Source organism: Pseudoalteromonas sp. LC2018020214, from assembly GCF_016598755.1.
Taxonomy (GTDB): domain Bacteria; phylum Pseudomonadota; class Gammaproteobacteria; order Enterobacterales; family Alteromonadaceae; genus Pseudoalteromonas; species Pseudoalteromonas distincta.
The window spans coordinates 2,406,555-2,422,148 of sequence record NZ_CP066804.1; the positions used below are offsets into that span (position 1 = coordinate 2,406,555).

14 protein-coding genes are annotated in these 15,594 nt (G+C 38.2%); 3 read left to right on the forward strand and 11 right to left on the reverse strand.

All coding sequences use genetic code 11. From position 1 onward, the window contains the following. Positions 1–37: 37 nt before the first annotated feature. The 4 genes from JG479_RS10595 to JG479_RS10610 form a co-directional block, all read right to left on the reverse strand. Positions 38–769 carry an RNA methyltransferase gene (locus tag JG479_RS10595; RefSeq protein WP_200219228.1) on the reverse strand — a complete coding sequence of 244 codons (732 nt, stop codon included), beginning with the start codon at positions 767–769 and terminating at the stop codon, positions 38–40. 76 nt (positions 770–845) lie between these two features. After that, positions 846–2,882: an FUSC family protein gene (locus JG479_RS10600; protein WP_200219238.1), complete on the reverse strand. Its 2,037-nt coding sequence runs from the start codon at positions 2,880–2,882 to the stop codon at positions 846–848. Between the two features lie 10 nt (positions 2,883–2,892). Further along, positions 2,893–3,753, reverse strand: a complete 861-nt coding sequence (locus JG479_RS10605; protein ID WP_138489375.1) for an efflux RND transporter periplasmic adaptor subunit — start codon at positions 3,751–3,753, stop codon at positions 2,893–2,895. Between the two features lie 168 nt (positions 3,754–3,921). Next, complete coding sequence (locus JG479_RS10610) at positions 3,922–4,125, reverse strand: DUF1656 domain-containing protein (protein ID WP_024605434.1); 204 nt, start codon at positions 4,123–4,125, stop codon at positions 3,922–3,924. A gap of 392 nt (positions 4,126–4,517) precedes the next feature. Between JG479_RS10610 and JG479_RS10615 the strand changes: the two genes are divergently transcribed. The 3 genes from JG479_RS10615 to JG479_RS10625 are packed head-to-tail and all read left to right on the forward strand — an operon-like array spanning position 4,518 to position 7,044. Next, positions 4,518–5,627 carry a YjgN family protein gene (locus JG479_RS10615; RefSeq protein WP_002958576.1) on the forward strand — a complete coding sequence of 370 codons (1,110 nt, stop codon included), beginning with the start codon at positions 4,518–4,520 and terminating at the stop codon, positions 5,625–5,627. Positions 5,628–5,636: 9 nt separating this feature from the next. After that, positions 5,637–6,659 carry a M48 family metallopeptidase gene (locus JG479_RS10620; protein ID WP_024593854.1) on the forward strand — a complete coding sequence of 341 codons (1,023 nt, stop codon included), beginning with the start codon at positions 5,637–5,639 and terminating at the stop codon, positions 6,657–6,659. Continuing rightward, positions 6,646–7,044, forward strand: a complete 399-nt coding sequence (locus JG479_RS10625) for a DoxX-like family protein (protein WP_200219241.1) — start codon at positions 6,646–6,648, stop codon at positions 7,042–7,044. Before JG479_RS10620 ends, JG479_RS10625 begins: the two co-directional genes overlap by 14 nt. 55 nt (positions 7,045–7,099) lie before the next feature. On the opposite strand, the gene speB is transcribed toward JG479_RS10625, so the two are convergent. The 7 genes from speB to JG479_RS10660 all read right to left on the reverse strand — a co-directional run bounded on the left by speB (position 7,100) and on the right by JG479_RS10660 (position 15,538). Next, complete coding sequence (gene speB, locus JG479_RS10630) at positions 7,100–8,023, reverse strand: agmatinase (protein ID WP_007583987.1); 924 nt, start codon at positions 8,021–8,023, stop codon at positions 7,100–7,102. 3 nt (positions 8,024–8,026) lie between these two features. Beyond that, positions 8,027–9,940: a biosynthetic arginine decarboxylase gene (gene speA / locus JG479_RS10635; RefSeq protein ID WP_024593856.1), complete on the reverse strand. Its 1,914-nt coding sequence runs from the start codon at positions 9,938–9,940 to the stop codon at positions 8,027–8,029. 486 nt (positions 9,941–10,426) lie between these two features. Beyond that, positions 10,427–10,825, reverse strand: coding sequence for a hypothetical protein (locus tag JG479_RS10640; protein WP_039489380.1), 399 nt, complete (start codon positions 10,823–10,825; stop codon positions 10,427–10,429). 294 nt (positions 10,826–11,119) lie between these two features. Next, positions 11,120–11,452 carry a YnfA family protein gene (locus tag JG479_RS10645; RefSeq protein WP_200219244.1) on the reverse strand — a complete coding sequence of 111 codons (333 nt, stop codon included), beginning with the start codon at positions 11,450–11,452 and terminating at the stop codon, positions 11,120–11,122. 62 nt (positions 11,453–11,514) lie between these two features. Continuing rightward, complete coding sequence (locus JG479_RS10650) at positions 11,515–12,384, reverse strand: MYG1 family protein (RefSeq protein ID WP_193226058.1); 870 nt, start codon at positions 12,382–12,384, stop codon at positions 11,515–11,517. A 232-nt stretch (positions 12,385–12,616) separates the two neighbouring features. Further along, positions 12,617–13,078: a GNAT family N-acetyltransferase gene (locus tag JG479_RS10655; RefSeq protein ID WP_002958569.1), complete on the reverse strand. Its 462-nt coding sequence runs from the start codon at positions 13,076–13,078 to the stop codon at positions 12,617–12,619. A gap of 207 nt (positions 13,079–13,285) precedes the next feature. Then, positions 13,286–15,538, reverse strand: a complete 2,253-nt coding sequence (locus JG479_RS10660; protein ID WP_200219252.1) for a sensor domain-containing phosphodiesterase — start codon at positions 15,536–15,538, stop codon at positions 13,286–13,288. Between the last annotated feature and the right edge of the window lie 56 nt (positions 15,539–15,594).

Sequence of the window (15,594 nt, forward strand, 5' to 3'; positions counted from 1 at the left end):
TGATTACAAAAAATTTAACTCATTAACAGTTAAATTGTTAAGCTTGTCGTTTAAAATTATCTAAAATAATACCGGTCGCCATTGCCACATTAAGCGATTCTGCACCACCAAAAGCGGGGATGGTGATTTTATTAGTTACTAACTTTGCACATGTCTCGCGTATTCCATGCGACTCACTGCCCATTAGTAAAACGCCTGAGCCCGTAAATTGGGTTTTATGCACGCTTTGCCCATCTAAAAAAGCACCGTAAACAGGTAAATTTAAAGACTGTAGGTAATCAGGTAAATCTACTTGGCTTACCGATACCCTTACAAATGAGCCCATCGTGGCGCTGATTGTTTTTGGGTTGTAAGCGTCTGCGCTGTCGGTGCTGGTTACTATATGTTTAATACCGTACCAGTCTGCCACTCTTATTATTGTGCCTAAATTACCAGGGTCTGATACGCCATCAAGTGCGAGTATTAAGCCACTTGCTTGTGGTAAAGCTGCTTTTGGCATATCAACAATAGCAATGGCTGCATTATTGCTAACTAGCGTGCTGGCTTTGGTGAGGGTCTCTTCATCAGCTTCTATAAAGTTAGCTTGCGGATACTTACGTTGGTACGCATTTATAAATTCGTTTGTAGCAAAAATATTAACCACATTTAATGGGCTGTTTAATAACTCAAGTACGTTTTTCTCACCCTGTACAAGGTATTGATTATATTGCTTTCGGTACTTTTTTTGGCCAAGTTGGCGAATAAGTTTGAGTTGGTTTTTTGAAATCATAACAGCCCCATAAAATTATCCAGCAAGTATAACAGATTTCGTTATAACATCTGAACTCGAAAAGCAGCGAATGGGGCTAATTTATCTTACTCGCACTTCTTTCAAAGGTCAGATTAATGCGAATAAACATGCCTTTTATTGCTTCTAATTGATTTGAATCGTCAACCGTCTGAGCCAATTCCCCATAAAGATTATCTGACGCTTGCTTAAACTTATTATTAAACTTGCCCTTGGTTGCCAACATAAATGCATCGGCTAATGTACGCTGCCACTCATTTAAATACTTTAGCTTTGTATTACCAGCCAAATTTTCACAAATTGAGTTTAATCGAACCGACGCATGCCCTAAATTTAGAGCGGTTAGTGCAAGATCAGTAATTACGCGTGAGTGTGAACCTTGATCGTAATTAGTTAGGCGAATTAACCTATCGGCCATGCGGCGGTTATACCAAATACTTGGGGTTGGATGGTTATTTATTTCTAGTAAATCTTTATAAGTGGCCTTAAAAACACGATGAACAAGTAATTGTACACTCGGACCTGTGAATAACTGAAAAATCCAAAATAAAATACTCACCCCCGCAAAAATTGCCATTGCAGAGCTAAGTGTGTAATCGATTGAAAACGCAAGGCTCATATCGGTACTGGGTCTTACCAAAATCGTAAATGGGATACAAAACCCCAAGCCATATGGCAATGTTTGTTGATCAGCTAGCAGCAGTAAACCCAGAAAATAAGGCCCTGCTAATACAAGTAGCAATATTTCTAATTGCCCACCACTTTGTGATAATAAATTGAGTGCGTAAAAAATAGTTACAATAGCAGCGACCACCACGCCTACCAATAAACGCTTTATTACCACCTGTAAAATAGCTAACGGTATTCTCGCCAACATTATCGAAAATATGACCGGTAAAATCATAATTAATAATGCAGCAGAAGAGCCTGTATTAATCCAAATAAATGCGCCGATAGAAAACACCAAAGCAGTTCTAAATCCAACAATTATGCCAGCTAATGGGTCGCGATATGTAAGCATACTGGGTGCATTTAATAATGTTTTATCACGCTCTTCTAACGCTCTGTATGCGCGTAGTAAAATTGTTAAGTCGGCTGCTACTTCTAAGCTCACATTGAGCATGTGAGATTCAAATGGCGAATCACACACCGTATTTGCTCTATAGTCGGTTAGCTCTTTACGCAGCGTTTTAACTTGTTCAGCGCAGTAATCAAAATCGTCAGACTCTTTAATTTGCGCAAATACTTGTTTAAGTTTACTTATTAATTTATCTAAAGTAGGTGTAATAAGGTCTTCGTGGTTTCGCTGTAGGCGGCCAATTATTTGAATTAAGGCCAATAAAGAAAGTACTTTTTGCGACAACTGATTTGCAGCACGCGAGCGCCCTGGACCTTTTGGTCCTTCGTACCTTACTGCGCTGGAATCTTCGTTTATTGATCCCAATGTTGCCATAATGCCATCTATTTGCTGGTGGCGATTTTCGTGAGAGCCCTTAGAATCAAGCTCAATAACTAAGTAATGTAACGTTTGATTTATAACCGACCGCGCTTGTGTTTGCAGTAAATGTTTAACCTTTACAGGCCAAAATAGATGACTCACAAGCCCAGCACATACAGACCCTATTATTATTTCGCTTACTCGCGCTTGTGCAATATCAAATATACTTTGACTGCTTACCATTGCCGGAGTAACCATGACTAAAAGCACAATAATGGCGGCTGTTACACCTGCCATAGCAAACGCATAAACAAAGTTTGCTTGGCGTACCATTGCCGATAACGCAGAGTTTACCCCCAACCATAATGCCAGTGCACCGAGCGCTAAATAAGGGTAGAGAATTAACTGAGTTAAAAGCAATATGCCAAATAAACCGCCCACTATGGTGCCTATTATTTGGCAAATTGCTTTTTCAATAACCAATCCGCTTTGCGGGCGTAATTGCAAAAAAATAGCCGAGACTAACGCCCAATAAGGCCTTTCAAGATTAAGCGACATAGCAATAGTGAGCGCCATCACCATGGCTATAACGCCCTTAGTCGCAAAAATAATTGCCTGTTTTTTAGGAAAAAACAAATTTTGTAATACAACGCCCACTGTATTCCCCTTAACGTGTAGCGAGATGTATAGTGGCGGTCATTCCTGCGCTAAGCTGTGTATTTTCGGGCAATGAATCTAACTTAATATCAACAGGTATACGCTGTGATAAACGTACCCAATTAAATGTTTGTTGTACTTGTGGTAAAAGCTGACCGTTACTTTGTGTATTCGTATTTGCAATGGCTTTACCTACACTCACTACATGCCCTGTTAATTGCTTACCACCACTTAAAAGGGCTATTTTAGCTTTTTGATCAGGATAAATAAGCGGTATTTTACTCTCTTCAAAGTAACCCGTTACATAAAATGAATCTGACTGAACAATAGCAAAAACAGGTGTGCCTTGAGCAACATAGTTACCTTGGCGTAAATTCAAATTAATTATTTGCCCTGATGCAGGCGCAACAATTTTAGTTCTATCAACATTTAACTGCGCAATTGTTTGCTCTGTCTTGGCTAGGTTATAATTTGCCTCAGCAATTTTAGTATTAATACGAGTGGATTCTAGCGTTTCTTCACTAATTGCCTGTTGAGTGTTTAGCTCAACACGTCTTTCGTATTTGTGTTTGGCAAGTTCCCATGTATACAATGCGTTTTCTGTGTTTGCTTTACTTTTATCAAGCGCTGCTTGATAACGCTTTTTATCAACATTAAAAAGTACTTCGCCTTTTTGTACGTTTTGACCATCTTTAATATTTAAAGCAGTTACCCAACCCGACACGTCTGGAGCAACCGTGACAATATCGGCTCGAATACGCCCGTCACGCGTCCAAGGAGTATGCATGTAGTCAGTCCATACCCAACGCCCAGCAAAGACCGCAGCTATAACAACCAAGATAGTAAAAGTAATACGCAGATATTTAATCATTCAATTTATCTTCCACTTAGTAATACCAACCCGCAATAATAATTGAGTAATTTGAGGGCTTAAACCTGACGCTAACTGTGTTAAAAACTTCTGATATAGAACAACTAAATAACGAAATTTTTGCCTTGTTATCGACACGGTTTTCTTGCCTCAAAATAGCTCAATTAATTAAACAGATTGGTATAAATAGACGGCGAGTGCCAAGTAACAAACAAATAGTGACACCTCAAACCAAGCCACTTTCCAAATACGGTCATGCCAATCTAGTCGATGCAAAGCAAAACGAGTCAACGCCGTTAAAATAAATGCAATTGGGAAGTAAACAATCAGCGGGCTAAACTCTAATCCCCCTAACACGACTGCTTGAAACATAATAAATATCCTAATGTTATTTAAAGCGGTGATAAAAGCTGTAAAACCTAAATAAATTTACATCCGCACTACTCTTACAATCTATTATTTTGGCATATAAATCAATTAGCTTAATTGTACGTAGGTGTGCTTAATACATAATTAATGCCATTACATTTAAGCAGCACTAACTATGTATAGTAGCTAAATCGCATATTAAAAAGCTAAAGACCCCAGTTACCAGCCAAATACATAAACCAGCGAGGTTTATTTATAAAAAAGTATTAGAGTATTCAACTTAATACTTAAAACGCCTATTTATAGCTGCTTGCAGAAGGGTTGGATAATTATAAACATTGAGTTTTGCACTAAAAATGGGTAAATTAACAAAAAAACAACATGGATATAATTTAATGGAATCAATACACCCTACCCCATCTGAAACAACCCCACCAATAAATGAGCCTGCTGAACCAATTTTTAGCGGAAAAGTGCAATTTAGTGGTAAAGGCGGTGAGTTTTTTGGAATTTGGATTGTAAATATATTACTTAGCGTTATTACGCTTGGCATATATTCGGCGTGGGCTAAAGTACGTACGCATCGCTATTTTTACGGCCACACCCGTATAGATGGTCATAGCTTTGACTACTTAGCAACACCAATACAAATTTTAAAAGGTCGGATTTTAGCGGTTGTTGTATTTTTTATTTATACATTTTCTATTAGCTTTATGCCTATTTTAGGCCTGTTTATTGCTCTTGGTTTTATCTTTTTAATGCCATGGATTATTAACCAAGGTTTACGTTTTAATCTGCGTATGACCCGCCATCGTAATGTTCGCTTTGCTTTTAAAGGCAGTTATGGCGAAGCCTTTGTTAACTTTATACTTTTACCTATTGCAAGCATATTTACGCTTTATTTATTAATGCCTTACGTTATAAAGCGTATTGATAGCTATATACATAGCAATATTAGTTATGGCGACAAACCGCTTACTGTAAATCTAAAAGGCGAGACCTATTACCTCACAGCGCTTATTTGCTTTGTAGTGAGCTCTATCACCATGGTGGTATTTATGGGGATTTTAGGATTATTTGGCCTCAACTTAGTAGATATTGAAAACCAACAAAATTTAGAAAACTCTGCAGCTATGGTTATGCTTCCTATCTTTATGATGATTGCCTATGTGCTAATGATTGCCATTGTTTCTGCTGTATGGCACGCCGCTATTAGAAATCACATTTTTGATAACAGCCATTTTGAAGGCGTTGCTACATTTAAATCAGAGCTAAAACCAATTCCTTTCGCTGTTTTACTATTAACTAATATGTTGGCTATTGTATTTTCTTTAGGGCTTGCATACCCATGGACAAAAGTACGTACATCAAAAATGCTCGCTGATGTAACTAACGTCACTATTTATCCTGGTGCATTAAACCTAATTGATACCGCGCAAGAACAGCAATCATCGTTTGCTGAAGAAGCTGCAAACGTATTTGATATTGACCTTTCTCTAACTTAAGAGCTCACCATGCATGTAAAGGGACATTTTTTCCCCATAGCATCGAGTAACTATCAAGTGTGTGTTGCCACTATTAGCGACACACACATTGAGGTTATCAACGATGAACACGTTATAGCTCGCCACGCAATCTCAAGTCTAAAATTAAGTTCGGGGATGGCAGGACTTGCTGACGAACTAAACTTTGAAGATGGCAGTCGTTTTATTCCTCAAGATGTAAGTTACAGATGGCCATTTAAAGAAAATAACCATCACATAATGGAGCGCCTTGAAAAAAGTAAATGGGCAATTTTAGCCGCAGTCATATTTACACCACTTTTTATGTGGTTAGTACTTTATAAAGCGGTACCTGCCATTGCTGTTTACAGTGTTGATACTCTGCCACGTAATGTTGTGGAACAAATGGGGGAGCAAAGCTTTACACTTATTAAAAAGATTGCGCTTGACCCAAGTGAGCTGCCCGCAGAGCAGCAAACTAAAGTACAAGCACATTTTACAAGTATGCTTAATGCGTTATCGCTTGATCAATCGGTTTATAGATTATCGTTTTATAAATCAGACAGCTTTGGTGCTAACGCGTTTGCACTACCCCATGGCCGTATCGTGGTCACAGATGATTTAGCAAATTTACTTGCCGATAAACCCAATGCACTAAAAGCGGTATTACTACACGAAATGGGTCATGTAGTGCATCAACATAGCGTACGTATTACAGCACAATCTGCCGCAAGTACGATTGTGCTAGCGGTTGTATTTGGTGATTTAGAAGGGGTTGCAGAGGTTGCATTAGGTACGGGTGCATCGTTTGCTCAGCAAGGGTTTTCACGAGATATGGAACGCGAGGCAGATACCTTTGCACTCATTCAATTAGAGTCGCTTGGGTATTCGAGTAATGACTTTGCTGATGCAATAGAGGCCCTACAAGAAAGCCATACCAGCGAAAACGAGCACCTCGAAAAAGTAAATGACTTTTTAGAGTACTTATCTAGCCACCCAAGTGCACAAGAGCGTATTGACAATGCTAGGAAATAATCGCGGTTATATTCAACTTGCTCGCTACATAGTGAGTTTAAGTTGGATATATCATGGCTTTTTCCCAAAGCTTTATCACGTAGCACCGCTTGAAAAATTAATGACTGGCAGTGCGGGCTATTCTGAACAGGTGTCTGATTTAATTACACGTTCAGCGGGAATTGGTGAAATTATATTTGGCGTGTGTTTATTTGTATTTTATAAAAATAAATATCTAGTAATTTTAAATGTTTTAGCATTAATTGGCCTTTTACTCGCTGTAGTTGCAGTGCAGCCACAATTGCTTATTGAAGCATTTAACCCTGTAACTACTAACCTGCCTCTTATTGGGCTAAGCGTTATTTGGTTAAAGGAAATTAAGCTGCTGAATAATCGATACCTCTAAATAAAAAAAGGGTATGCCTGCGCATACCCTTTTTTGTAGTACTTAAGTTATATAATTAGTACTTGTTTTTATGCGTCCACAAATGCAGTAATTCGCTCGCAATGGTTGCTGCGGCAATAGCGGTAAGCTCACTTTGGTCGTACGAAGGTGATACTTCTACCACATCCATACCTACCATGTTTATGCCTTTTAGCGCACGCAGTACTTTAAGTACTTTATCTGACGTTAAACCACCGCACACAGGAGTGCCTGTACCAGGCGCAAACGCAGGGTCTAAACAATCAATATCAAACGTTAAGTAAACAGGTAGGTCACCTACTCGTTCAAGTATTTGCGCTGCAATATCATTTGCATGTAAATCGTTGGCTTGCATTGCATCAATCACAGCAAACTCATGTTTACTTTGATCAAAGTCGGTACGAATACCTATTTGTATACTGTGCTCAACATCAATCAGCCCTTCCATTGGTGCATGATAAAACATAGTGCCGTGATCAAATCGCGAGCCGTTGCTATAGGTATCTGTGTGCGCATCAAAGTGCACTAACGCCATTTTGCCATGTATTTTTGCATGAGCGCGTAATAGCGGAAGCGTCACAAAGTGATCGCCCCCTAAACCTAATAGCGTTTTACCTTGGCGAAGTATTTGCTCAGCAGCCATTTCTAGTTGCGCAGTAAAATATTCAGGGTCGCCAACAGGGTAAGTAAAATCCCCTGCGTCTGCCACTTTTAAGCGCTCAAACAACGGGAACGTCCACGGGTACTTAGTGTCTTCCCATGCTAAATGAACCGACGCACGACGAATCGCATCAGGACCTAAACGTGCACCAGGGCGACCCGATGTCGCTAAATCAAACGGTAAGCCTAAAACGACTACGTCTGCATCAATTGCATTAATATTTTGCACCATAGGACGACGTAAAAACGTCATCCCATTTGAGTACAATGAGTGATCTGCGTGACCAAACAAAGTCGACATTGCTTATAACTCTTCTAAATAAGTGTAGCCATCAAGGCCGCTTTGCAACTCGTCTAAAACGCTTTGCTGTTCGTGTTTTTCAATTTTAGTGCTTACTAACTGCTCGTATGATTGCTGAAAACTTTCAACATCTAAATGTACATAGCGCATCATATCGGCAACAGTGTCACCTTGGTTTATCTCGGTAATACTTGCAACGCCTTGCTCATCCATATTAACAATTGCGCTGTGCGTATCGCCAAACAAGTTATGCATGTCACCTAAAATTTCTTGATAAGCACCCACCAAGAAAAATCCCATTAAATAAGGTTTATCAGCACTAAACTCTGGCACTGGTAGTGTACTTTCAATACCTTGTCCATCTACGTAATGCTCAAGTGCGCCGTCTGAATCACAGGTTATATCAAGTAATACGGCACGTTTTTTTGGCGCTTCAGTTAAGCCACTTAATGGCAATACCGGAAACACTTGATCAATGCCCCATGCATCTGGAAGCGATTGAAATAACGAGAAGTTTACAAAAAACTTATCGGCTAAACGTACGTTTAACTCGTCAATAATCGGACGATGAAAACGGTTTTTATTATCCATGTGCTTGTTGAGTTCATAACAAATACGAATATTAATTTGTTCAGCCCATGCACGTTGCGATAAATCAAGTAACCCGAGTGCAAACTGGTTATGCGCTTCAGCTAAGTCACCTTGGCTATCGTGATAAATCTCAATTAATGCACGGTCATCCGTTAAATCAGTTAACTGTACAAACGATGCCCACATATTTTTTAATAACAGGGGGGCATCTGCCGCTGGAGCTACTAACTCTTCTGGCGTGTAACTTTCAGTACCAATAACATTAGAAATAAGCACAGCATGATGCGCCGTAAGCGCACGACCCGACTCAGAAATAATAGTCGGCATTGGTTGCTCATATTGCTTACATGTATCACCAATGGTGTACACAATGTTATTTGCATATTCAGCTAAGCTGTAATTCATAGAGTTATGCGACTGGCTACGTGTGCCGTCGTAATCAACAGCTAAACCGCCACCTACATCAAGGCAATCAATTTCTGCGCCTAGTTTACGTAGCTCACAGTAAAAACGCGCAGCTTCGCTTACACCTAAACGTACGTCACGAATGTTCGCCATTTGTGACCCTAAGTGAAAATGTACTAGCTGGAGTAAATCAAGCTGGTTTGCGTCTTTTAAACGATTAACTACATGCAAAACTTGCGATGCAGATAAACCAAATTTTGATTTTTCGCCGCCACTCGCTTGCCATTTACCTTTACCTTGCGACGCTAAACGTACACGAATACCAATGCGTGGTTTTACGTTAAGCTCTTTTGCTTGGCTAAGTACCATGTCTAGCTCAGAAAGCTTTTCAAGTACGATATACACTTTATGACCTAGCTTTTCGCCAATAAGTGCTAAACGTACGTATTCTTTATCTTTGTAGCCATTACATACAATAACAGCGCTGGTTTTTTCAGCCAGTGCTAGTACCGTAAGTAGTTCTGGCTTGCTGCCTGCCTCTAAACCAAGTTGCTTTTTTTCTACTTGTGCTTGGCTTGCTACTATTTCTTCAACCACTTCACGTTGTTGGTTTACTTTTATTGGGTAAACTAATAGGTAGTCTTTAGGGTAACCATAGTTTTCAATCGCAGTATTAAATGCGCCGCATAAGCTGTGTACACGATGGTGTAAAATTTGCGGAAAACGAACTAAAGCAGGTAAGCTTAAGCCTTTATCTTGAAGTTGCTTTGCGATATCTGTTAATGCAATGGTTTGCTCTGGTGCATGAGCCTTGGGTGCAACATACACATCACCTTGATCATTAATACCAAAAAAACCTTGGCTCCAATGACGAACATTGTAGCTCGTACGAGCTTGTTCTAGTGATGTTGTTTCTTTCATTTATCTTTCTCTTTTATTTAATTAATGCCGACTCGGCTAGTGCCGCGCATTAAAAGAAAAATAGAGATTCAAGTCCAACAAGTATTTTTGCTCGTAACGAGTGATTTTTGATGTTAAAAAAATAACCAAACAACTATTGCCCGCTAGCATATATAAAACAGGACTTTGATGATTATTAAAGATAAGAAAAGTTATAAAAATGGCTGTTTTTAAATGACTCATTATAAATTTTATTAGCAAAAATGAATTAGCTCATTCAATAAAATTCATCTTGAGTTACTTTGTTTATAAAATTTACTTTTGATGGATTAGAGCAAGGCGTTCTCAACACCTCAATTACTCACAGTTGAGCCAACGTGTTGTGGCCAAGTAATACCTATGTATTCTGCAAAGTGAATAAAAACTGCACGTCAAAAACGCTTAGCCTACATCCACCAGCACCAATAACCACTCACAACTACTTATGAGTATTGTATAACTGGCTCTTTATTTAACTATTATTGGCTTTTTATCTATCTCTGTCATATTTTCAACCGTAGATAAACCATACCCACCAAACAGTAAAGTCGTAGTAATTAACCTCAACTTGTAAGTATTACCTATTGTAGATAATTTATGTGGGCTAACTTCCCAGAGTTTTTTATAGTCATTTGCACTTACATAAAAGGCCGTATTATTATCAGCTAAAGTAACTACTTTATTTCTTAAAATAACAGTTTCAAGAAAGTGTCTAAAACATGTATTTTTATCAATAAAAACAAATACAATTTCACCTTCAATACATTTTTGCTGCTGGGATTTTGGTAGTCTATAAATTAAAAATGCAAAAAATAGGAAGCTAGCTGCTATAAATATAAAAATAATCACAAGGTATAAAATATTCAATCTTTTATTCCATTAAAATATGAGTGCTGGTTTGGTATTACAATTTGCGATGTTTTAATAAGGGTAAGGTAGCCATTCCTGCCAATTAAAACTTTCGCTATACATTTCATCAACTATATCCATATACTCAGATTTTGTAGCTAGGAGGTACTCTTGCCTCTCTTTTGGGCTCATATAGGCAAGCCAATAAGGGAGATAACCTGGATAGTCTACCCCAAACATATCTTCAAAAAATCGGCTTTCGGGTAGTTCAAGGGTAATTTCATTATGAGTAAGCTTTGGCATGCATTTGAATTAAATAGACTTTGGGGCGAACATAATTATTGCCATACCTAGCAGTGCAACTAAACCACCAATAATATCCCATATAGTAAGCTTTACGCCATCAACAACCCATAACCATAATAGCGCAACGCAAATATATACGCCGCCATAAGCTGCATACACACGCCCGGCAGCAGTAGGATGTAAAGATAGCAACCATGCAAATAGTGCCAAACTTAAAGCCGCTGGAATTAAAAGTAAAATGCTTTTATCTTGCTTAAGCCAAAGGTAGGGCAAATAGCAACCCACTATTTCTGCTAAGGCTGTAATAGTAAAAAGTGCGATTGTTTTTAATTCAAACATAATGCTCCGCGATAAAATAACAAGCATAACAATCTATATAAATTGTTATGCTTAGTGCGTTGTTATTCGCTAAGCGCCATAGTGGCAAGTTTCATTGTACTTTCAAACGACTTAGTGCCCGCTATAAATAAACCATTATGGCAAAACACTGCATCATCAATACCGGTTTCGTCTACAAACGCTTGATCAGATAAACCAGACCAAGCTTTAGGAAGCGGTTTTCTATCTTCAAACGAGCCAGGCTCAACGGGTACTGTTTGTAATATCCATTGCCCAGAATGCGATGGGTAAACCATGTATAGCGCCTCACTTGATAAAATATGCACTGTTTTTTTCCACGGTGTGTACTTTTCAAGCACGATTACTCTAGCATCTTCTGCATTTTCAATTGCTTTGGCGACAATCTCTTTTGCATTAACACTACCGTGAGCTGAGGCGATAAAACGAATGAGCATGCGAGCTGCAAATTCAACGGCTTCATCAAAACAGGTATCAAAGTTACTTTCTTCTTCCCATGTAGGGTTAAACATTGAAATTGTTTGGCTCAAGCTTATCCCTTTTGATACACCTTCAACATGACCACAATCAATGGCGTCAATAGTTGAAACTAAGCCTGAATCCACTCTATCAGCAACGGCCTGGTTATCATCACACAGTGCTAAGCCGTATTTTTTCCACACTAAACCAAATGATGAAAAAGGAATGCCATTTTCTCGCTCGCCTGCACCACCACGTTGATGATGATCAAAGCGATTAGTTTCAGGATCGTATTCCCCACCTACATCTATTACGTAGTCGGCACTTTCTATAAGCGCTTTATCGCGTGTGCGTACCAATTTAAACGTTGGCAAAACATGTTTAAGTACCGCAATACTAAAAACGTCATCTGCATGAAAATTACCATTGTGGGTTACTACTGTTATTTCGCTCATTTGTTTATTGCTACTTTTAGAAAAGATAAAAATTCTCGCTTTGTAAGTTAGTCACTAATTATCGAGGCAGATTTTATACGAAGACAGGTGTTAAAAACAGTGAAGTATTTTTGCATCACTATAAAAGCTGCTTTTATAGTTACTAGTTTGAGTATGACTTTTATTACAAGATAATAATGAAGGCAGATATTTACGACACATTAAGCTTTAACATGTCGCAGCGTTAATGAACTTATTTACTAAGCCCTAATTCCATAAAAACACTTTGTGGATTATCTACATATGAGCCAAAACTGCTACAGCGTTTAAAGCCTAAATTTTCATATAAATTGATTGATTTTATTTGTTTTGGGCCTGTTTCTAAGCGTATTAACGGGATTTGTTTTTCGCCAGCTTGATGCAATAAAATCTGCATAATACGTCTTGATAGCCCTTTACCACGATGACTTGGTTTTACATATAAACGTCTTATTTCGCCATAAGGCTGAGTATCAAATTTCTCTACAATCGCACCGCAGGCAATAATACCTTCTTCAGTTTTTAAACCAATAGCGTACACATTAGGTAAGGTTAATTCGTTTAACTCCAGAGACTGTGCGGTAGCAACAGGATATAAAGAGTTTATAAGTCGGTCTATATCATCAAATACATTTACCACGTCGGGATCATTCGGGTTCAAATCGACTAACTGCATAAAGCTTCCATTCATTGTTATAAGTTTATTAAGCTTTAAATAATATATTTAAGCGGTCATAGCTTAGCATTGTTTAATTAAAAAATCTTTACTCCTTATTTAGCATATGAGTTATAACATTTCACCAGCTAAAAGAGCAAAAGTGGCCTAGCAAGTGTGTAAATTTTGCTAGGTTATTACTAATTAATAAATAGTAGTCTTCAAGTATTATTGCGCATTGGTATTAGCGCTATGCCATTTTGCATAGCCTTCTTTATCCATCGGCCTTGCAATTAAGTAGCCTTGCATGGCGTCAATATTCATTTTTTTAAGTAAGTTATATTGTTCTGTTGTTTCTACGCCCTCTGCAACTACCTCTAAGTTTAAGCTTTTTCCTAGGCTGATAATTGTTTGCGCAATATTAAAGCCAACCGTGCTATCTAAAATTTTATCAATAAAGCTTTTATCTATTTTTAATTCTTTAACAGGAAACGCACTTAAGTACGCTAAGCAGGAGTAACCGGTTCCGAAATCATCAATCGAAAATAAAAAGCCAGCGGCAATGAGTTCTTTCATTTGTCTAATTGTATAATCTATATCGCTTGAGAGCATTGACTCAGTTATTTCTAACTTAATTTGCTGCGCTCGAATATCAAATTTATTGATAGTGCTAAACAGCTCTCCTTTTAAATTTGATGAATTAAACTGGCTTTGACTAATATTAATTGAAACACTAAACGAGTCGTCAATTATGTTATCTGCTTTAAGTTCGTTTATTAAAATACATATATCATGTAAAACAATATTTTGTAGTTTTTGAATAAGCCCGTATTGCTCTGCAATTGGTATAAATTCGTTTGCCGCTATTAACCCTTTTTGAGGATGGTTCCACCTAATGAGTGCTTCAGCACCAATAACATCACCATACGTATTTACCTGAGGCTGAAAATAAGCACAAAACTCATCAGATGCAATCGCTCTGACTATATCGGTTTCTAGTTCAGTTTGTTTTTCAAGCAGTGTTTGTAAGGCTGGATCGTAAAAGCTACTGCTATTCCCCCCTTTATTTTTAGAACGATACATAGCCGTGTCTGCAAATTTTAATATATTGCCTGCCTGCGCATTTACGCTATCAATTAGACAAATACCTATGCTGCAGCTTACTTGAAATGCAAGGTTGCCCACTTCAAATTTATCATGAAAAGCTCTTTGAATCTCTTTGGCTACTATTTTGCACTTGATGCTCGCCTGCTGTGTATTTTCTCCAACGTGTTTTAGTAAAATAATAAACTCATCGCCACCCGCTCTGGCCAACGTATCAGATCCTTTTATTATTGCGCTTAACCTTTTTGATAATTCCACAAGTACTTCATCACCCGCACTGTGCCCAAGTGAGTCATTAATACGCTTAAAATTATCTAGGTCTAAAAATAATAACGCCCCTATATTTTTATCTCGCTTAACACTCTCCACACACATGCTTAATCTGTCGCTAAGCATTCTTCTATTTGGAAGATTCGTTAATGGGTCGTAAAAGGCAAGCTTATGTACTTCTTGTTCGGCCTTTTTCTTTATTGAAATATCTCTGGCCATCCATACTACGTGCCTTTTTGTAGGACTATTGGGGTGGTAATGATCTAATGCAGCAGCCCTGCCTTCAAAAACTATATTGCCCTTTGGTACAGCTAATTCATATTCAAAAATTTGCGTCTCGTTAGTCGAGAGTGTTTTTTTAATAACGTCCATTATCATTTGTGCATCGTCTTGGGAGAGCAGGTCCTTAACACTTTGACCAATAAGGTCCTTGCTTGAATCAAGCAGTAACTCATTAGAGGTACCATACACATCGGTATAAATTCCCTCTTCACTTAAAATAAGGATGAGATCGGGCATTACCTTAGTGAAGGCTTTAAACTTTTCATTACTTTGCTGTAAATTCGCGAGAAGCTGTTTTGCTTTGTTAAATTCGTTACTTTTTTCAAGAGCGATACTAGAAAAGTGCACAAAAAAATCGATTAACTCTAAATCTTGCTTTGATGGTGATTTAGGAGTGCTGTGATAGATAGCAAAGGTGCCTAATAAATCGGCTTGAGTTGAAAAAATAGGCGTTGACCAACATGACTTAAGACCAAACTTTAGTGCTAAGTCTTTAAAGTCCTCCCACAGCGGTGAAGTTTCGATATTTTCAACAATAGTGCGCGATTTCGAAAATGCAGTAGTACCACATGAGCCCACTTTTGGCCCTATATAGACTCCATTAAGCAAACTACAGTACTCTGGATGAATATTAGGAGCTGCGCAATGAAAAAGCTGCTGGCCTTTAACTGATAAGATTGAACACCTAGCGGATTCATCATCAATAATCTGCTCGATTGATGAACAAATTTCAGTAAGCACCTCACTTAAAGGTACCCCTAATGCAATTTTAGATAAAATGCCTTGCTGGTGAGATAATAACTTTTTTAACCTATCCGTACCCATTTTCCTTTACCCGTATTATTTATACACATTGAAACAACAAAAGCTTTAATCAAGCG